The 19,013-nt window shown below is 56.9% G+C and carries 14 protein-coding genes and 1 tRNA gene; 4 read left to right on the forward strand and 11 right to left on the reverse strand.

Annotated elements, in window-relative coordinates:
• The first annotated feature begins 146 nt into the window (after positions 1–146).
• Positions 147–2,192 (forward strand): NAD(+) synthase, encoded by a 2,046-nt coding sequence (locus IE102_RS01140; protein ID WP_189484544.1) that lies wholly within the window; start codon positions 147–149, stop codon positions 2,190–2,192.
• Here IE102_RS01140 and IE102_RS01145 read toward each other — a convergent pair.
• From IE102_RS01145 to fzlA, 7 genes are all read right to left on the reverse strand, one after another.
• Positions 2,183–3,343: an SGNH/GDSL hydrolase family protein gene (locus IE102_RS01145; RefSeq protein WP_189484545.1), complete on the reverse strand. Its 1,161-nt coding sequence runs from the start codon at positions 3,341–3,343 to the stop codon at positions 2,183–2,185. The two genes, IE102_RS01140 and IE102_RS01145, sit on opposite strands and share 10 nt — an antisense overlap.
• Positions 3,343–3,648: a hypothetical protein gene (locus tag IE102_RS01150; protein WP_189484546.1), complete on the reverse strand. Its 306-nt coding sequence runs from the start codon at positions 3,646–3,648 to the stop codon at positions 3,343–3,345. Before IE102_RS01150 ends, IE102_RS01145 begins: the two co-directional genes overlap by 1 nt.
• Before the next feature lie 60 nt (positions 3,649–3,708).
• The gene (locus IE102_RS01155; RefSeq protein ID WP_189484547.1) at positions 3,709–5,136 is read right to left on the reverse strand and encodes a serine hydrolase domain-containing protein; all 1,428 of its coding nucleotides are present in this window, start codon (positions 5,134–5,136) and stop codon (positions 3,709–3,711) included.
• Between the two features lie 83 nt (positions 5,137–5,219).
• Positions 5,220–6,827 (reverse strand): glucose-6-phosphate isomerase, encoded by a 1,608-nt coding sequence (gene pgi, locus IE102_RS01160; RefSeq protein ID WP_189484548.1) that lies wholly within the window; start codon positions 6,825–6,827, stop codon positions 5,220–5,222.
• Positions 6,824–7,825 carry a glycosyltransferase family 2 protein gene (locus IE102_RS01165; protein ID WP_189484549.1) on the reverse strand — a complete coding sequence of 334 codons (1,002 nt, stop codon included), beginning with the start codon at positions 7,823–7,825 and terminating at the stop codon, positions 6,824–6,826. The genes pgi and IE102_RS01165 overlap by 4 nt, the downstream gene beginning before the upstream one ends.
• Positions 7,822–8,970 (reverse strand): tRNA epoxyqueuosine(34) reductase QueG, encoded by a 1,149-nt coding sequence (queG, locus tag IE102_RS01170; protein ID WP_189484550.1) that lies wholly within the window; start codon positions 8,968–8,970, stop codon positions 7,822–7,824. Before queG ends, IE102_RS01165 begins: the two co-directional genes overlap by 4 nt.
• A 23-nt stretch (positions 8,971–8,993) precedes the next feature.
• Positions 8,994–9,686, reverse strand: a complete 693-nt coding sequence (gene fzlA / locus IE102_RS01175; protein WP_189484551.1) for an FtsZ-binding protein FzlA — start codon at positions 9,684–9,686, stop codon at positions 8,994–8,996.
• 473 nt (positions 9,687–10,159) lie between these two features.
• Between fzlA and IE102_RS01180 the strand changes: the two genes are divergently transcribed.
• A complete protein-coding gene (locus IE102_RS01180) occupies positions 10,160–11,350 on the forward strand; it encodes a citrate/2-methylcitrate synthase (protein ID WP_189484552.1) in 1,191 nt (396 codons plus the stop codon).
• A gap of 120 nt (positions 11,351–11,470) precedes the next feature.
• Positions 11,471–12,277 (forward strand): undecaprenyl-diphosphate phosphatase, encoded by an 807-nt coding sequence (locus tag IE102_RS01185; RefSeq protein ID WP_189484553.1) that lies wholly within the window; start codon positions 11,471–11,473, stop codon positions 12,275–12,277.
• Between the two features lie 53 nt (positions 12,278–12,330).
• On the opposite strand, the gene IE102_RS01190 is transcribed toward IE102_RS01185, so the two are convergent.
• Entirely contained in the window at positions 12,331–13,287 is a 957-nt protein-coding gene (locus tag IE102_RS01190) for a complex I NDUFA9 subunit family protein (RefSeq protein ID WP_189484554.1), read from the reverse strand.
• Positions 13,288–13,488: 201 nt separating this feature from the next.
• Between IE102_RS01190 and IE102_RS01195 the strand changes: the two genes are divergently transcribed.
• Positions 13,489–13,575: transfer RNA gene (locus tag IE102_RS01195), tRNA-Leu, on the forward strand.
• Positions 13,576–13,741: 166 nt separating this feature from the next.
• Here IE102_RS01195 and IE102_RS01200 read toward each other — a convergent pair.
• The 3 genes from IE102_RS01200 to IE102_RS01210 are packed head-to-tail and all read right to left on the reverse strand — an operon-like array spanning position 13,742 to position 19,003.
• Positions 13,742–15,394 carry an alpha-L-fucosidase gene (locus IE102_RS01200; RefSeq protein WP_189484555.1) on the reverse strand — a complete coding sequence of 551 codons (1,653 nt, stop codon included), beginning with the start codon at positions 15,392–15,394 and terminating at the stop codon, positions 13,742–13,744.
• Entirely contained in the window at positions 15,387–16,913 is a 1,527-nt protein-coding gene (locus IE102_RS01205) for a tryptophan halogenase family protein (protein ID WP_189484556.1), read from the reverse strand. Before IE102_RS01205 ends, IE102_RS01200 begins: the two co-directional genes overlap by 8 nt.
• Positions 16,914–16,933: 20 nt before the next feature.
• Positions 16,934–19,003 (reverse strand): alpha-L-fucosidase, encoded by a 2,070-nt coding sequence (locus tag IE102_RS01210; protein ID WP_189484557.1) that lies wholly within the window; start codon positions 19,001–19,003, stop codon positions 16,934–16,936.
• Positions 19,004–19,013 lie beyond the last annotated feature (10 nt).

The following is a 19,013-nucleotide window of genomic DNA, read 5'->3' on the forward strand; positions in this document are numbered from 1 at the left end:
TGATACAATTTTCACAAAGGCTATTCATCAAACAACACATATTGACCACTTTGCACGCATTTATTCAGACTTAGGGATTATGGTTTTATCATTATCAGCCTATAATCAGATAAATACGATCCAGAAGCGATGAAGAAAGCCATAAAATGCCCAAATTCGACACATCTTCGTCTCATGGCTTTGTTCGCATAGCGTGCGTGACGCCCAAGGTACATCTGGCCAATCCGCCCGCCAATCTGGCTGAGCATGTGCAACTGGCCACGCGGGCCGACGAAGCTGGGGCCGATCTGTTGGTCTTTCCAGAACTTAGCCTGACCGGCTATTCGCTGGATGATCTGTTTTTGCAGGAGAGTCTATTAGACAGCGCCAAACAGGCGCTGGTCGATCTTATTACGGCGTCGCGTGAGCTACGTCCCGTCCTAATTGTGGGCGTGCCCCTTCGCGTAAACGGGGCCGTTTATAATTGTGCCTCAGTCATTCAGAATGGTCGCGCCCTTGGTATCGTGCCGAAGACCTATCTGCCCAACTATCGCGAATATTACGAGAAGCGCTGGTTTGCATCGGGTCGTGATTTACCGGCTCAAGGCTGTCCCATCCGCTTGAATGATCAAGGTTGTTGGGTCGATAACGATATGACCTTCGGGGCCCTAGGGTTCGAGGATTTCACCTTTGCCATCGAAATCTGTGAAGACCTGTGGGCACCCCATACGCCGTCCACCGAACTGGCGCTCAATGGGGCAAATATCATCATTAACCTGTCGGCCTCACCCGTCGTGGTCGGTAAGTCACGCGCGCGCAAGGCCTTGTGTGCAGCGACCTCTGAGCGCCTGATGTGCGCTTATGCCTATTCTGCGGCTGGCCCCGGCGAATCGACCACTGACCTTGCCTGGGACGGACAATCACTGATTTATGAGTTAGGGCAGCTCGTCTCGGAAGGAGAGCGTTTCCGATCAGATACAATGACTTTGGCGGACGTAGATGTCGAGCGTATCGCGCTGGATCGCTTACGCAATGGCACATTTAATGATGCACGCCACATATTCATGAAGGATCAGGAATCGTTTCCGATTGGCTTTGATTACCACCCCCACGACCTGACAGAGTTTCATCGCCACGTACCGCGCTTCCCCTATGTGCCTGCCGACAAACACCGGCTGGATGAAGACTGCTATGAAGCCTTCAATATTCAGGTTCACGGCCTGATGCAGCGGCTGGAAGCGACCGGCACCAAACATGTCGTCATCGGTATTTCGGGCGGGCTTGATTCCACCCATGCTCTTATCGTGGCGTGCAAGGCGTTTGATCGCCTGGGCCTACCGCGCGAAAACATCCACGGCTACACCATGCCCGGATTTGGCACGACCTTGGGATCAAAGACCGATGCCTTGAAGCTGATGAAGGCTTTGGGCATTTCCGGCGAAGTGCTTGATATCCGGCCCGCCGCCAAACGGATGCTGATGGACATCGGCCACCCTTACGGGGAGGGTAAGCCGGTCTATGATATCAATTTCGAGAATGTGCAGGCGGGCCTGCGTACCGATTTCCTGTTCCGGCTGGCCGGTGAGAAAAAGGGCTTTGTGGTCGGCACCGGTGATTTATCGGAACTGGCGCTTGGCTGGTCAACCTACGGTGTTGGCGACCACATGAGCCACTACAATGTTAATTGCGGCGCGCCTAAGACCCTGATCCAGCACCTGATCCGGTGGGCGGCCACTAAGGAATTTGACGCGCGTACCGGCCGGATTTTGAAGTCGGTGCTGGAGCGCGAAATTTCCCCCGAACTGGTGCCGGTCGGAGCCGACGGGGCGCTACAAAAGACCGAAGATAAGGTTGGCCCCTATGAGCTTCAGGACTTTACGCTGTACTATATCACCCGCTTTGGCCTGAAACCGTCAAAGGTCGCTTATCTGGCATACCAAGCGTGGAAAGACAAAGACGCCGGTGAATGGCCGCAGGATTATCCTGACCATAAAAAGCGCAGCTACACACTGGCCGAGATCAAAAAGTGGATGGAGGTGTTTCTGTGGCGGTTCTTCACCACCTCGCAGTTCAAGCGCTCGGCCGTGCCCAATGGCCCGAAGCTGATCTCCGGCGGGGCGCTTAGCCCGCGCGGAGACTGGCGCGCCCCGTCCGATGCCACCGCCAAGATATGGCTGGACGAACTGCGCGCCAATGTGCCCGATCAACTATAGATGAGATCAGCGACCGCCGTGGCGATCTGAGCATAGCCGCTGACATTGGGGTGCAGGGTGTCGCGCATCCAGCCGGTCGCATTGGCGGTGGTATAGTCGGTAAAGCGGGTACGCAGGTCAATGACCGGCACTCCATTCGTGACCCCAAGCGCGACCACCGCCGCCGATAGCGTGTTGAGATTGGCGACATAGCTGGTGCCGATAGGGCTTGGAGCCATCAAAACCACATCCGCCCCCGCCACCTTGGCCGCGGTAATCACCGACTGAACATGGCTGGAAAAGGTGGCTGTGGCGGTAGGTGAAGCCTGATTGGCGTCATTAATACCGATATTGATAATCACCAGATCCGGGTCATAGGCACCAATGGCATTGACCGGGCCATAGGCATAACCAGAGCCATTATTGAGATCGGAGGCCTTGGCGCCCGACCAACCCGCATTGAGCACCGATATTTCCTTGATCGCCGAATTATAGGCGATGATCCCGGCCAGATAGGTGGCCTCGGTATTCTGTGCGCGAATATTAAGCACATTGGCGCCCAGAGCTGTTGTCAAGGTATATTTTTCAAACACCCCCGGCGGCGATGGGGTTTGCATGTTCGAGATGGTCGCCAGATCAGCGCCATCATTGACGCTCAAAATCCATGCCCGCGCATTGCCACCCGCCTTGGGGTTATAGACCTCGAACGTGTCGCAGGCATTGAGCGGCGCGAAATTGTATTTCGACGGCGGATTATATCCCGACGCCATCGTGTGATAGCCACCCAGAGTCGAGCCGTTCACCCCGCTCGCCGTGGAAAACGCCCAGCCCTGTAAGGCGGGAAAGGTCACCCGGCTGTCATAAAGACGGGTATCGGCGGCGTTGTTATTGCCTATGATTGATGACCCTGATGCCACGCCGCCACGGGCATTGATAAGGGCGGCCAGTTGGTTGGGCCAGGCACCGGCCTTATTGTTATCGCCCATCCCCGCGGCATAGGCCCCGTGTCCCGCCGTGGTGGAGTCGCCAATGCACAGGATACGGGCATTGCGCTCACCCGCCGCCACCGCAGCACGGGCGGCGCGCCAGATCGGCAGGTCAGGCACAACCGGCCCGCGCACACGGCGGCGACAAGCCGCCACCTGCGGCAGCTTTAATCCTAATGAGGGCATTAGTTATAAAGCCCCCAGACGGTGGCCGTGCCGCTACCTACCACCGATAAGGCCGATACCCGCCGCACAGAGGTGTCAGAGACCCAGCCGTCAGCCACTTCGACCGTCACGGTCTGGGCATCGTCATTGTCGGTCGGGATATAGGTCAGGCTGGCGCGGCCGCCACCGGTGACATGGACCACCACGGCCTTGGTGTAGGGATCAAGGTCGGACGCACCGGGCGTAATCGGGTGTTTGCGCCGCGCCTGGCTCTGCGGCGTCGGCATGGAGGATGGGAACTGATCGCGATCGCGGGAATAGGGCATGGATTAAGCCTCTGCTGGAAAAACCAGCCTTGAGGCTAAACGGCCCTTTCACTGCGGGGATCAGGTGGTGGATAAGCCTGCGGCGCGGACACTCATCAGGGCGATCGAGACAGCTTTTTGAGTTTCCGGGGCAGCGTCATTCCCCGCGCTGGCGCAGACCACACCGGCTTTAGGATCAACCATCACTTCGCCGTACCAGACGGTGTTCGATCCGTTGTGCCATAAGCTGCCGTCTTTGCGCACTACCCAGCCCATAGCGTAGTCACCACCATATGGCGGCGTGTGCAGGGTATGCCAGGATGCGGCTTTTAGGAACGCTTGCGGCTGGTCGCGGTGGGCGGACAAATAGGTGAGCATATCCGCCAGCGACATATGCACCCGACCGGCAGGCCCCAAAGCGACGGGGTTATCATTGACAATTTTTGGCCCAACCGGTGCCGGTTTGCGCACCTTACCAGAGACCGCATGGCCGAGCGGCTGATCGATCATACCGGCCCGGCCCGGCGCCCCAAATCCGGCCGATGACAGCCCCAAAGGATCAAAAACATGGGCCCTGATCAAGGTTTCCCACGGCTGACCGGTAATATCTTCCAGCATGGCGCCCGCGACAATATAACCATTATTCGAATAGACCATTTTCTCAGCCAAAGCCCCAACCGGCTTTTGCTTCAGCGCCGTTAAGGCATAGCGCCTACGCTCCTCGCGTGCATCGAGCAAAGGATCGCGCGAATAGGCCATGAGGTGAAACATATCGATATTGGGCTGCAAACCCGCCCGGTGGCTTAACAAATGCCGGAACGTCGCGTCGGCATAGGCGGGATTAATGTCTTTTGGGAAAACTGATGCGACGCGGGTATCCCAACTGACTTTACCCGCCTCAACCAGACGTGCCACAAGGGTCGCGGTCATGGATTTGGTGATCGAGCCCCAATGCCACTGATCCGTCGGCTGAACCGCAATTTCGTCCTCCACTGAGCGTGCGCCATTGACAATGATCAGCGGAGCCTTGCCTTGGACTTGCGCCGCTGCCCCCAAGGCTGGTGTTCCCGCCTCAGCCCGCAGGCTTTGCAGCAAGGTGAGCGTCAGCGGTTTGGCCGCAACCGGCGGAACCTCGGCCATCGCCTCACCCCGTTTAAGCGTCAGCGGAATGGCTGCCCCTTGCGTAAACGTGCCAGTCAGGGTGTCCTTGTCGGTCAGTTCGCCTTCAAACCGCGCCCCTATGGCACTGAAGGTCAGGCCAAGTTTCGCCCCTTCGATTCTGACCGAACTGGCCGAAATTTCGGCATTGCCCTGATCAAGGCTGATCACCCGCGCGGTTTTGGCATCGGATATGATAAACCGCAGCCTGAGCGAGGTCGCACCAATATTCAGCGTCCCCGACCATTTGCCTATAAGGTCGGATTCCGCCGCCCTTGACGCGCCGGAGCATCCAATCAACCCCGCAGAGGCCAGCAGTGACTTAAGATGCAAACGGCGCGATATTGACATGAAAGCCCCCTGATATGTGGCCGGAAGGATCGGGCAACCGGCCACCACAATCAAGTGAATTTCATGTCACATCCGTAACCATATCAACCCTTAACGCGCTTGATCAACGCGGTCGTCGACGCATCGTGCGGCGCGATGGCGTCACCGGTGATGTCCTTCAACACCGAGGTCGCCAGAGTCTTACCCAGTTCAACGCCCCACTGATCAAAGCTGTTCAGCCCCATGACAATCCCTTCGGCAAAGGTCTTATGTTCATAAAGCGCCAGAAGTGAGCCCAGGGTTTCCGGGGTCAGTTCATTGAGCAGAACCGTCGTTGACGGCTTATTGCCGGGGCAGACCTTTTGCGGGGCGATGATTTTGGTCTGAGCTTCATCAAGGCCCATCGCCTTGCATTCGGCTTCGGCGGTCGCGTAGGACTTACCGACCATAAAGGCTTCGCCCTGAGCGATGACGTTCGATAGCAGTTTTTGTTGCATGTCAGCCGACGCCTCAGAATTGTGCTGAACGGCGATCAGTTCCAGCGGCACGACGTCTTCCGACTGGTGCAACATCTGGAAGAAGGCGTGCTGGGCATTAGTACCTTCATCGCCGAACACCACCGGACAGGTCGCCGAGGCCAACACCTCACCGGTCGGCGAGGTACGCTTGCCGTTTGATTCCATCTCAAGCTGTTGCAGGAAGGCTGCCAGACGGCGCAGGCGGTGGACATAGGGGATCACCGCGCGCGACGGACGGTCCAGACCGATGCGGTTGAAGATTTGCGCCGCCGCCAGCAGCACCGGCGCATTCTTATTCAGCGGCGCATGATAAAAATGCTGATCCATCTCATAGGCACCGTTAAGCAAGCGCTCATAGACGTCAAAGCCGAGTGCGATGATGACGCTCAACGACACCGCCGACCACAGCGAGTAGCGCCCGCCGACCCAATCCTTGAAACCGAACACCCGGTCGGGCGCAATGCCATAAGCCCCGGTTTTATCGGGGGCGGCAGAGACAGCGGCCATATGGGCCTTGGCCTTATCCTCACCCAAATGTTTGATCAGCCAGTCACGAGCCCCCACAAAATTCGCCAGGGTTTCCTGCGTCGTGAAAGTCTTGGAAACGGCGATCACCAGCGTCTCTTCGGCATCAAGACCCGCCAAAGCCAGAGCCAGTTCTGAGCCATCGACATTGGCCACAAAGCGGATGTCGATGTCCGGATTAAGGGCCGCCAAACCTTGGTAAACCAGACGTGGCCCAAGATCCGACCCGCCAATCCCGATGTGAACTATGGTCTTGAATTTTTTGCCGGTGGCACCGGTGATGGTGCCCGACCGGATCGCCCCTGCATAGGCCTGCATCGCCTTGCGGGCAGACGCCACATCTTCGGTGATCTCAGGGCCGCGCAGGCCCAGATTGTTGGCGTCGGAATCGCGCAAAGCCACATGCAAAACGGCGCGGTTTTCCGACACGTTGATGGCCTGCCCCGACCACATGCGCTCCTGTGCGCCCTTGAGGTTGGCGGCTTCAAACAGTTTCAGCGCCGACTTAAACCCGGCATCGGACCAGCTTTGCTTGGAGACATCGACATAAAGCCCCGCCACCTCAAGGCTCAAGGCCTCAAGCCGTGACGGATCGGCGGTAAAGTGATCGACAATAGCCGTCTTGGCATCGGCCTTGGCCTGGGACTTCAACGCATCAAACGCACTCATTGTCTCATCTCCTTCACATCAATACCGCGCCCGGTAATCTTACCGGGGTTCCATGTCAAAAGTTTTAGCAGGCGTAAAGACTTTAAGCGCCGCGTCGTCTGAATGTCACGGCGTTTGCGCCGGATATGACCGAGGTTGGTCAAAGCCTCCCAAATAGCTGCCCCGGCAATCACGCCTTTACCCGACAGCGCATCTTTGATCATCACCGCGATGGTCATTAATATATGGGGCATCAGAGTCAGAATCATCACCGGCCACGGTGTGTTTTTCAGATACATCCACAACCGGTTGCGATAGCCATAACGCAAGGCGAAATCCGAGCGCGCCCCCAGGGTGGCTGAGCCGATATGATCGACCCTGGCCTGCGGGATCAGCAGGCATCTTTCGCCCAGCAGACGCGCGCGGTAGCCCAGATCGGCATCTTCGCAATAGATGTAAAAATCCTCATCAAAGCCGTTTAAGCGCTCAAACAAGTCGCGCCGGATCATCATCGCGGCTCCGCACGCCGAAAAGACTTCACCGACCGGTAAAAACTGCGGCATATCGTGGCCGTAGCCCATGCGGTAGTTAAACCCAAACGCCATCATGCCATCGCCCGCACCGTCCAGCTTACCTGCATGATTAGCACTGAGTTGCAGGGCGCTGAACATGGAAACGGCCGGATAATCACTCACCGCCCCCTGCAAGGCCTGCAACATATCGGCATGAGCAAAAGCATCGGGATTGATCAGCACCAGCCACGGCGCACTTGCCATTTGGGCGGCGCGGTTATTGGCAACGGCAAAGCCCAGATTATCCTCAAACTGTTCAAACCGGATATCGGGATAGCGGGCCCGCCACGCGTCCAGTTCAAAATCGGCCGAGGCATTATCAACCACGACAATCTCATAGGCCGCACGCGGCAGGGTTTGAGCCTGCAACGCCTCAAGGCAGCGCGGCAAAAAGGCCGAGCTGTTATAGCTGACGACGATAATTGAGAATCTGAGGCTGTCCGTCATGGGCCGGCCCATTCGGCCCGCACATCGGGATCGGCCTCATCCATGTGCCGTGCCCGTAAGGCCGCAAAAGCATCCGCCGCCATACCCTGTTTCAGCGCCCAGACAGCCGAAGCCCGGACCACAGGATGTTCGCGTGTGAGATTATCGTTAAGTACCGCGATCATCTCGTCGTTTTCAGTTCCCGCCACTGCATTTCCCATGGCGTAGTGCACATTCCTTAAGAAAGACGCCAACCCGATGCGCTTGATCGGCGATTTGGCAAACAGGGCACGAAAGGCTTCATCATCCAGCCGCGCCATATCGATCAGACGTAACTGATCGAACCCGTCGCGCTGAGCCAGTTTTATTTCCTGCGTCGTTTGGGCAAACTTGTTCCACGGGCAGGCCGCCAGACAGTCATCGCAGCCATAGATGCGGTTGCCCATCTGATGGCGGAAAACTTCCGGCCACGCGCCCTTATATTCGATGGTAAGGTACGACAGGCATTTGCGGGCATCCAGTTGGTAGGGCCCGATAAACGCATCGGTCGGGCACGCCTCAAGACAGGCCTGACATGACCCGCAATGATCAGGCTCAAAACGATCGCTCTCCAGCACACGATCGGTCAGGATTACCCCTAAAAATAGCCATGATCCGAAGTCACGCGAAACCAGATTGGTGTGCTTGCCCTGCCAGCCCAGTCCCGACAGGTGGGCCAGCGGCTTTTCCATCAGTGGTGCGGTATCGACAAAGACCTTAAGCTGGCAGTCAAAGTTCTGGGCGATAAAGCCCCCCAACGCTTTCAGCTTTTTCTTGATCAGGTCGTGGTAGTCATCGCCGCGGGCATAGACGCTGATATTGGCATTCTGCGGGTATTGCAGTTGTTCCAAAGGGTCTGTGTCGGGGCCATAGTTAAACCCCAGCACAATCGCACTTTTCGCGTCCGGCCACATGGCCGTGGGGTGGGCGCGGCGCTCTAACGTGTCTTCCATCCACTGCATCTGGCCGTGCAGACCGGCTTCGACAAAGGCCTTCAATCGCTCAGATGCCGACCATGACGATGGAATATCTAGGAACCTGAGATCAGCAAACCCAAGCGTCAGAGCCTCTGCCCTGACCGCAGCCTTAAACGCTTCTGGCGGCAGCTTTTTGGGTTTCGCCTTCATGGGGTCATTGGGCGCACGCTGGCCTAAAAATCAAGTTCTTTATAATGGGCGGCTGCGGTCACCCCCGGCAGGATATCATTCAGCAATGGCCGGAAACAGGGGCGTGATTTGATCACCATATACCAGGTCTTAAGGTGCGGGTACTTCTGCCAGTTCATTTCATCGAAATAGTCGATGACGCTGAGGTGGGCGGCGCAGACAAAATCGGCATAGGACATCGACCGTCCGGCCAGCCAGTTGCGCGTTTCCAGCAGGCTCTCAAAATAGCTTAAGTGATCGCGCAGAGATTCACGCCCGGCGCGCAGATTGTTAATGTCCGGCGCGCCATGCCCCATCAACCGCTTTTCCATTTTTTCATAGAGCAACAGGGCATTGACCTCATAGTCGAACTTGCGCTCAAACCATCCGACCAGACGGCGTGCCTCGGCCCGCTCCTGCATCGGCACCGGCCACAGGCGCGGCGACAGCGGTAGTTCTTCGAGGTGCTCTAAGATCGCGCGGTTCTCACACACCACCACGGTTTGGCCGTCTTCGTAATTCTCAACCAGCACCGGCAAAAGCCCTGACGGATTGAGCTTTAGCAACTCATCGGTTGGCGCCCAGTATTTGACAGCGATTTCTGTGACATCAAGCTTCTTTTCGCCCAGCGCCATGCGCACCACGCGCGAAGCCGGGTCAAAGGCGAAATGATAAAACTGCCGTTCAATGGCACTCATAAACCTAACCGTGATTGAAAAGCCGCGCGCGCAATGACGCAAAGCTCAGGAGGACGAGTAAAACCATATTGCGCACGGTCACGGCAAGCCTTTTACCGCAGGATGTGCAAATAAGGCATGAAAAGCTTTGAAATCATTCCCGCACCCACCATGCTTATGATTTTCTTACATTTATTAGTTTCAAAACACTGTGATCGTCCGCGCAGACAACCGCCACATTATCGTCTTATTCTCTAAGCAGATAGTATGTATCTCACGCTCACGTCCGGCTAAAACTTAGGCGGGACAAGGGATCGACGGTTTTTAAGCTAAGCTACGGCTAAACGCGAATTACGCACATCTTTATCGAAATCCATCTTGACTCACCCACGAATCAATAATGGATTTTTTATATGAAATGTGTCTAATTACCGCAAGCCGTCAATCTTGATTATCGCATTGTCAGTTCGCGTTCGCATACACAGGGAAAACATATGACACGTCAATGGATTAGCCGCGCCGAAGCGCTGGAGCGTCTGGATGTTAAGCCCCAAACCCTCTACGCTTACGTCAGCCGTCAGCGAATCGCGGCCAAAAGTGACCCTGATCACCCGCGCAAAAGTCTCTATTCCCTCGACGATGTTGAGCGCCTGTCCGGTCGCAGCGACCATGCCCACGCAAGCCCCACGCCACGCCCGGCGCCCAATATCATAAGCTCAGGCAATCCGGCACGCGGCGAAGCCTCCATCGATTCCGAGATCTCGATTACCTTTCAGGGCCGCCACTATTATCGCGGCCAGGACAGCCTTGTCCTCGCTGAGACTGAAAACTTTGAGCCGGTGGCGACGCTGCTGTGGCAGAGCGATAATTCAAACCTGTTTGGCCCCTTGAAACCGCGCCCCGATGTCAACTTCCCCGGCGGCCCGCGCGCACGGGTCATGGCCATGCTCAGCCGCCGCCTCGAAGAAGAGGCGATGCAGGAAATTTTGCCGGAGCGCGACCTTGAGTTAGAGGCGGCAGGTCTGCTCAACGAACTGATCGATTCGGTTACCAACGGCGGCCCGCGTCTGTTTTTCCATCAACGCCTTGCGCGCGGCTGGAAGGTCAATGACCCGCGCGATATCGACCTGATCCGCCGTATTCTGATACTGTCGGCTGATACCGAACTGGACGAGGCCACGCTGGCCGTACGCGTTAGCGCCGCCACGCAAGGGCCACTGGCCAATTCGATCATGGCCGGTTTCGCCGCCCTGATGGGGCCTAAGCTCGGCGGGCGCATTTCCCGCGCCGAAGCCTATGTCACTCAGGTGCGCCGCCACGGCAATCCGGAACTGGTCGCCAAGACCTATCTTAATCAGGGTCTGGAACTCCCCGGCTTTGAGGCGGGGACCGCCTCATCCGAAAAGCAGCGCGCCGAAAGCCTGATGGCCGCCGCGCCTCACATGGGCAATGACCTCAAAACCATCCTTCAGGTCGGCGAAGACCTCACCGGACGTCCCGCCGGGTTCTCACTGGCCGTTGCCTTGCTGGGTCGTCATCTCGATCTGCCCAAGGAAGCGCCGTTCACCCTTTACGGCTTAGGTCGCAGTGCGGGCTGGCTGGCGCACGCCATGGAGCAGATCGCTTCAAAATCCGCGCCCAAGGCCCGCCTGCGTTACATCGGCAAACACCCCTTAAACCCCTGAAAAGCGTGATATAAACATTTCAACGCGCGGCTTAACCCTCTTGTCATAACCGTACATTACATTACGGTCGTTCAGACGTATGTGTTTGTGAGCCACTAGGCTGCGTTTCAAGAGGGATTTATGGATTATCTGATCGCGTTGCTGCTGGGCTTTGTCGAAGGCCTGACAGAATATATTCCCGTGTCCTCGACAGGCCACCTGCTGCTGCTCAGCCATTTCCTGAATTTCAGCACGACGGGTAAGACGTTTGAAGTGCTGATCCAATTGGGGGCCGTACTGGCCTTGCTCAGCCTCTATTTCAACCGGCTGTGGAACGTCGTCATCACCCTGCCCTCTAATCCGCAGTCACGCGGGTTTGTCATCAGTATACTGGTCGCCTTTTTGCCCGCGCTGGTGCTGGGGGTTTTGCTGCACGACTTTATCAAGGGGGTGTTGTTTGAGTCGCCGCAGACCATCTGCTACGCCCTGATCATCGGCGGCATACTGTTGTGGCTGGTTGACCGGTTTGCCCCCACGCCTACTCATAGCGACGCCATGCGGTTGGATGTTAAAACCGCCCTGGCCATCGGCCTGTTTCAATGTCTGGCCATGATCCCCGGCATGTCGCGCTCAGGCTCAACCCTGATCGGGGCCATGCTGATGAAGGTCGAGAAAAAAGCCGCGGCCGAGTTTTCATTCTTTCTGGCCATGCCGACCATGGCCGGTGCCTTTGCCTACGACATCTATAAAACCTACGATCAGATGGATTTCAGCGATGTCGGTCTGATCGCCACCGGCTTTATTGCCGCCTTTGTAACGGCCCTGTTTGTGGTGCGCGCGGTGCTCGATTTCGTCAGCAAACATGGCTACGGCGTCTTCGCCTTGTGGCGGCTGGCGGTCGGCATTACCGGACTGATCCTGCTGCATTACGGCGTGGTGTTCAGATAATAAAAAAGCCCGCTGATCTCTCAGCGGGCTTTTTAAATGATATTCGATAAACCTTAGCCAACCGCCACGGCAAACTGACCATTCTTGCGAAAGCGCCACAGATAGCCCGGCACCACCGATTCCACGGCGGTCGGCGCTATGCCCAGAGCCTTAAGACCCGCCGCCTGCGCGCCCACAACATTATCCTTTTGCAGCAACAGGACCTGATCTGTCGTCACCAGCGGCGGCAGGCCAAACGCCGCCATTAGATCGCCCCCAATCCCAATGGCGCTGGCCACAAAGAACGGCATATAGATCAGCGGCTTAGGCGCCATAACTTCCTGACCGACATATTTAACGACGTCGTTGAAGCTATAGACCTTGGGGCCACCCAGTTCATAGGTTTTGCCAAAATGGGCATCGGACGACATGATCTCGGCAAAGGCCTGAGCGACATCACCGATATAGACCGGCTGGAACTTAGTCTTGCCGCCACCGATTGACGGCATAAACGGAAACATCTTGGTCTGGTAGGCCAGAGAGGTGAAAAAGCCGTCCTGCGGGCCGAAGATCACGCTGGGGCGAACAATGGTGGCGGTCGGAATGGCCTTAAGCACCGCGGCTTCGGCCTGCCCTTTTGAGGCGGCATATTTCGACGAAGAATTTGCATCGGCGCCAATCGCCGACATCTGCACAAAGCGTTTGATACTTAAGACCGCCGCTTTTTGGGCAATCGTCGTTGACGCCTGACGGTGCAAAGCATCAAACGTCTGCGCGCCGGTCTGATAAAGAATACCGACTAGATTGATCACCGCTGAGGCGCCATCAAGCGCGCGGTCGATATCGGCCTCTTTGCGCACATCGCAGCGCACGACCTGAATCTGACCCACGTCACCGGCCGGTTTAAGGTCATAGGCGACGGTCGGTTTACGCACCGCCACACGGATGCGCCAGCCCTGCTTGGCTAAGGCCCGCACCACCTGCTTGCCCACAAAGCCCGAACCACCGAAGATCGTGACCAATTCCGCCATAGGAAACCCCTGGATAATCGCTACATTCCCCCAATTAGCGTAAGGTTTTCGCTTACGCAACGCCTGATGAAAGCCCCCTACCAAAACATGCACAAATTGTTTTGAATATTCGTCACATAAGCCATTGACGCCACAAAAGTTTGTCGTTAAACGTCCGCCTCCTCAGCCGATAAGGCTTGAGGCCGCACCTAATGATAAAGTGCCCAGGTGGCGGAATTGGTAGACGCGCTGGCTTCAGGTGCCAGTGGCTTAACGGTCGTGGAGGTTCGAGTCCTCTCCTGGGCACCAATAGGTCTTCCGGATTTGTCCGGGAAATATAAAAAACACTTAAAATTCGATATTTCCGCGGTAAAATTGAACCATAATTCATGCTTACCCGCCTTATCGGGGTCTGCCCATACCAAGTGGGTCAGGCTTTTGATGGCCATCAGTCAGGCGCCCCTCGTGAGGGCATTTACACCACGCCCGTAATCTTTAACGCCACACCGATGTCGTGGCAGGAAGCTACCGGCACAGAAATTTGCAAACCTTTGTCGTCCTGACGAAAATCAAGCGGTGACGCGTCCCCGACGATCTGAACGCGCCGAACCTGACCGCGGGCATATTTGGCGCCCTTAGCCAGAGACGCAATCGTAAGCTTACCGTTGACCGGACGGCCGAGGCTAATGGCATAAAGCGCCTTATCTTTGGTGGTGAAGCGGATATCCTGATGTGTAAAAGGTTTTTGCTGGCTTTCACCGAACATGCCGACCCCCACTTGTGTGGGGCCTTCGCCATAGATTTTCCAGGGGCGTGTACCGTAGATCGCTTCTGAGAAACGCCCCATCCATTCGCCTACGCCTTCGACAATGCGGCGCTCCTGATCGTCAATCGACCCGTCAGCACGAACGGGGATACTAAGCAGCAAGTTACCATTTTTGGAGACGATGTCGCACAGGCGATGAATGACAGCCGCTGCCGGCAGATACTTATTTTGCTCATAGACCCGGCGATCATAATGCCAGTGGCCGATGCAGGTATCTGTCTGCCACGGTTCGGGGCTTATTTCCGCCCGGAAACCCCGTTCGACATCGGCCACATAGCCTTTTTTAGGCTCGCCCTGCGGTTTGATATTCAGCACGGTATCCAGCTTTCCGTGCCACTGGACCGAAGCATTGTAATAATGAGCCGCGATATCCAGTCCCGCCTGCCCCAGCGGCAAATCAAAATTGTCAAAGTAGAGAAGGTCGGGCTTATAGCTATCGATCAGATCCTTGCAGCGCAGATACCACTGACGCGTAAAGGCCGGGTTCGCCAAAGGCGGCGCTTCAGTCCATACCCGATCGTTTTGTTCGTGCCAGTCATTGGCCTGCGCAATGGTCTTTATGCCGTCCGGCAGGGGCATAACCGCGCCCCCATAGAGGGCTTGCGGGTCCAGCCCCTCCCACCATTTGCCCCGGCCATCCAGTTTGGTCAGCTTATATGCATCATAGCGTTCGCCCGCCCGCGGACCTTCCGGATCATAGCCATAGGCCGTCTGAAACCAGTGCCAGGCATGGGCCCCGTGGTTGGAGACACCGAATTTCAAGCCACGCGCACGGGCTTCTTTTTCCCAGATGCCGATAATGTCCTTTTTCGGCCCGATCGCGACGGAATTCCAGTCGTGAAACTTCGAATCGAACATATCGAAATTGTCATGGTGATTGGCCATGGCGACAAAATATTTCGCACCCGCCTTCACATAGAGATCAAGCAACTCGCCGGGGTTCCAGTTTTCAGCCGTCCAGCGCGGATAAAACTCCATAAAGCCAAAATCCGACGGATGCCCATAGGTTTTGACATGATGATCATAGACCCCATTTCCTTGCAGATACATGCTGCGGGCATACCAGTCCCCGTACTCAGGCACGCACCCCGGCCCCCAATGAGCCCACAGCCCAAATTTGGCATCACGGAACCAGTCCGGTGTCTTATAACCGGCTGAAAGCGACTCCCAGTTGGGTTTAAAAGCGCCGTCTGCGATCCGGTCATAGCCCGGTTCAGGCAATTCAACGGCTTTGGCAGGCAGCGCGCCCGCCAGCCCCAGTCCAGCCACACCCCGCAGCAGGTTACGTTTTGTGCTATCCATTCGGTGTCTCCTGTTTCATGCCGATAGTGCTGCGGCAATAGTGCTGTATGAAGGCGTCGTGCGATGGCATCCGATCACCACAGGCCGCTATCACCTGACGGATATCGGATAAGGAACGGCTAAGGTCAGCATGAGGTATGCTCAAAGCCAGTGGATCGGCCTGACGCGGACGCAGGCCCTGCCCCCACATCACCGCCAGCCAGTTGCCGGTGCGAAACTGCTCACCACGCTCAGGCGGAATACGTCCCCGGCTCTCGAACAGGGCTAATCTGGCTGCCAAAGTCTCCGGTATGGGCATGGTTTGGCAATAGCGCCAGAAGTCACTGTCCTGACGCTGACCGACATGATAGTGCAGGATCAGGAAATCACGCACCTCTTCATATTCGCGCGTCATTTCGGCGTTGTAGGCGTCGATGTCGGCGGCCTCAAACGCCCGGTCCGGAAACAGGTACTGCAGGCGGGCAATGCCGTTCTGGATCAACATAATCGATGTCGATTCCAAGGGCTCAAGAAAGCCTGACGCCAACCCGATAGCCACACAGTTGTTATGCCAGAACTTTTTGCGGCGGCCGGTGGTAAAGGCAATGCGCCGCGGCTCAGCCAGCGCTGGCTCACTCAGGCTGGACATCAGGTGCGAAACCGCCGTTGCTTCATCCATGAACGCACTTGAAAACACAATCCCGTTGCCATTGCGATGCTGAAGCGGAATGCGCCACTGCCACCCGGCACTGTGGGCTATTGAGCGGGTAAAGGGTAGTGGCGGCGTGGTCGTTACGGTGGGCACAGCATAGGCGCAGTCGCAGGGCAGCCAGTGCGACCAGTCCTCAAAGCCAACGCCCAGCGCCTCACCCAGCAATAGTGACCGAAAGCCTGTGCAGTCGATAAACAGATCGCCGTCAACCTGACGGCCGCCATTCAGTTTCAAGCCAGTGATAAAACCGCGATCGTCGGTCAGCACCGTCTCGATCTTGCCTTCGATCCTCGTCACCCCGCCGGCTTCCGACATGTGACGCAGAAAACGGGCATAGAGCGAGGCATCGAAGTGATAGGCATAGGTGATTTCGGCCAGCGGGGAATTAGTCCCGGTCGGCGGCATGAACTTCCCCGCCCGCGCAGCCACCGCCTGAAGATTATAGGCCTCAAGACTATCCGAAGGGGTCTCCAGCGCATGACGCAACCACGCCGCATGAAACGGCAAGGCGCCAAAATCACGCCCAAAGGCCCCAAAGGGATGGAAATAGCGGTTGTCTTCCCGCCCCCAGCCTTCAAATTCAATGCCCAGCTTATAGGTGCCGCCGGTGAATTTCAGGAACTCGGCCTCATCGATGCCGAGCACCTGATTATACACCTGAATATAGGGCGTTGTCGCCTCACCGACCCCCACAGTCGGGATATCATCGCTTTCGACCAGAACGATCTCTTCGACATCAGATTTGAGCGTTTTGGCAAACCACGCCGCCGTCATCCATCCGGCGGTGCCGCCCCCGGCAATGACTACTTTTCTAATGGGTTGAGACATGGTGAAATCCCGATAAGCGCTTAGCGCGTGACGATACCCAAGTCCTTGAAAGCGACTTTTTTACTACCGACGACGGGCTGAGGCAGCACCAGCCGGACAAAGCGCCCGTTTACAGACGCTTTGAACCGAACCGTCTGAACCGCGCGACTATTGGCGATATTGGAGAACTCGCCCTGCGCCACCGGCGCACCCCAGTTTTGTCCGTCCGCGCTGATCCATATCTGATATCCGGCAGGCGGCCCTTCGCTGAGTAAGGGATTGGCCTCCCCCGGTAACAGGGTAATACCCAAAAGATCGTAAGAGCGGCTTAGGTCGATAATCAATTCATAGGCGGCGTCGACAGGGCCTGAAAACTTTGCGCCTGAGAACGGCGTGGCATCAGGTTTCACAAGGCTCCATGACGCCGACGACACATCAAAACTGGCCGATGACACCTCACTGGCCGTGCCGTCCGGCAGCCGGGCGACCGCGTTAATCAAACCACCGTTCACCAGAGATACAGCCTGTGTGTAGACCGGACTGGATACAGAAGGGATTGAACCATCGGTCGTGAAATAGATCAACGCTTTCGGGTTAGCGGCTAAAAGTGTGACCATGCCCGCCCGGTCACGACGTATCACTGGCGCCTCAATGATTGCGGGCTTCAGGAACAGGGCAAACTGCCCGATGACCGGTGAGGCGTCAGCCTTAACGAAGCGCACACGCACACGGTCGGTTGTGACCGGCTCCGGCAACAGCACAAGGCGTTTATAGGCAATGCACTGATGCTGCGCCACCTGTTGCCAGTCGCCCGCCTTAAATATGTCGATGGCAAAGCTATCCACCCGAACGCCCAGCCCGATATCTTCGGCCAGCCGGATGACATCAAAGGTCTGGGCTGTCGGCAGTTTGACCTCAACCCATGCGCCTGAGCGATCCTCTGTCTTTGCTGCCCAGTATGCCGTGTCGGACAGCAGGTTGGCGGCCTTATAATGCGACGACTGGTGGCTTGATGCCGTCACCGTGGCGCCCTTTGCCAAATTGACCGCATAAAGCTGATCGCGCAGGGCCTTCCAGGCTTTCAGTTCGCGCACATCTTCGTCGGGCACACGCCCGCGTCGGTCTGGGGCCATGTTGAGTAACAGGTTGGAGCCACGCCCCACGGACTCAAAATAAAGTCGCAACAGATTGGCGGCACTGCGTGGGGCTTCGTCCGCGTGCCAGAACCAGCCGCGCCGGATAGACACATCGGTTTCCGCCGGATTCCAGATGTCGCCATTACGTGTGCCGCTATTGCCCTTGGCCTTGGTGAACGGCGTCGCGTCAACCGTGGGCCAGCATGGATCGCCCGCGTGGCCCTCTTCGTTGCCCACCCAGCGAATGTCCATATGGGCATCGGCAAACATCACCGCCTGCGGTTGGTTGCGGCGAACGATCTCGCGCACGCGGTCCCACTGGTAATAGGTTGCGCCGTCAATGCGCCGCCGTTCCCGCGCCCCACCATAATAGCCGTCCCCACCGTTGGCGCCGTCAAACCATACCTCAAACAAGGGCCCGTACTGTGTGGTCAGTTCTTCCAGTTGATTGTGGTAATAGCGAACATAGGCGTCACGGCCATACTCGGCATGATTGCGGTCCCACGGCGACAGATAGGTGCCGAATTTCAGCCCTTTACGCGTACAGGCCTCAGCCAGTTCGCGCACGATGTCGCCTTTACCGGCTTTGTAGGGGCTATTTTTGATTGAATGTTCGGTATAGGCGCTGGGCCACAGGCAAAAGCCGTCATGATGCTTGGCCGTCAGGATCAAGGCATTCAGACCGCCCGTTTGCGCGGCATCAACAATCTGATCCGCACTAAAGTCAGACGGATTGAACAGGGACGCAGGCTCGTCACCATATCCCCATTCCCGATCGGTGAAGGTATTAATGGTGAAATGCACAAAGCCATAGGTTTCCAGCCGATGCCACGCCGCCTGACGCTCAGATGGCACGGCGCCAAAGGGCTGAATACCGGAGGCCGCAAAGGCCCCATTCCCAAAGGCTCCGGTCCCAAAAGCGCTGGCACCCGCGGCCCCGCCCAACATAACCTGCCTGCGCGATGGATAGAACATAGGGCTGCGT

It is taken from the genome of Asticcacaulis endophyticus, from assembly GCF_014652575.1.
In the GTDB taxonomy this organism is placed as follows: domain Bacteria; phylum Pseudomonadota; class Alphaproteobacteria; order Caulobacterales; family Caulobacteraceae; genus Asticcacaulis; species Asticcacaulis endophyticus.

Coding starts and splice junctions, on each gene's coding strand:
- IE102_RS01140 (WP_189484544.1), top strand. CDS start 147: ATGCCCAAATTCGACACATCTTCGTCTCATGGCTTTGTTCGCATAGCG.
- IE102_RS01145 (WP_189484545.1), bottom strand. CDS start 3,343: ATGCCCTCATTAGGATTAAAGCTGCCGCAGGTGGCGGCTTGTCGCCGC.
- IE102_RS01150 (WP_189484546.1), bottom strand. CDS start 3,648: ATGCCCTATTCCCGCGATCGCGATCAGTTCCCATCCTCCATGCCGACG.
- IE102_RS01155 (WP_189484547.1), bottom strand. CDS start 5,136: ATGTCAATATCGCGCCGTTTGCATCTTAAGTCACTGCTGGCCTCTGCG.
- pgi (WP_189484548.1), bottom strand. CDS start 6,827: ATGAGTGCGTTTGATGCGTTGAAGTCCCAGGCCAAGGCCGATGCCAAG.
- IE102_RS01165 (WP_189484549.1), bottom strand. CDS start 7,825: ATGACGGACAGCCTCAGATTCTCAATTATCGTCGTCAGCTATAACAGC.
- queG (WP_189484550.1), bottom strand. CDS start 8,970: ATGAAGGCGAAACCCAAAAAGCTGCCGCCAGAAGCGTTTAAGGCTGCG.
- fzlA (WP_189484551.1), bottom strand. CDS start 9,686: ATGAGTGCCATTGAACGGCAGTTTTATCATTTCGCCTTTGACCCGGCT.
- IE102_RS01180 (WP_189484552.1), top strand. CDS start 10,160: ATGACACGTCAATGGATTAGCCGCGCCGAAGCGCTGGAGCGTCTGGAT.
- IE102_RS01185 (WP_189484553.1), top strand. CDS start 11,471: ATGGATTATCTGATCGCGTTGCTGCTGGGCTTTGTCGAAGGCCTGACA.
- IE102_RS01190 (WP_189484554.1), bottom strand. CDS start 13,287: ATGGCGGAATTGGTCACGATCTTCGGTGGTTCGGGCTTTGTGGGCAAG.
- IE102_RS01200 (WP_189484555.1), bottom strand. CDS start 15,394: ATGGATAGCACAAAACGTAACCTGCTGCGGGGTGTGGCTGGACTGGGG.
- IE102_RS01205 (WP_189484556.1), bottom strand. CDS start 16,913: ATGTCTCAACCCATTAGAAAAGTAGTCATTGCCGGGGGCGGCACCGCC.
- IE102_RS01210 (WP_189484557.1), bottom strand. CDS start 19,003: ATGTTCTATCCATCGCGCAGGCAGGTTATGTTGGGCGGGGCCGCGGGT.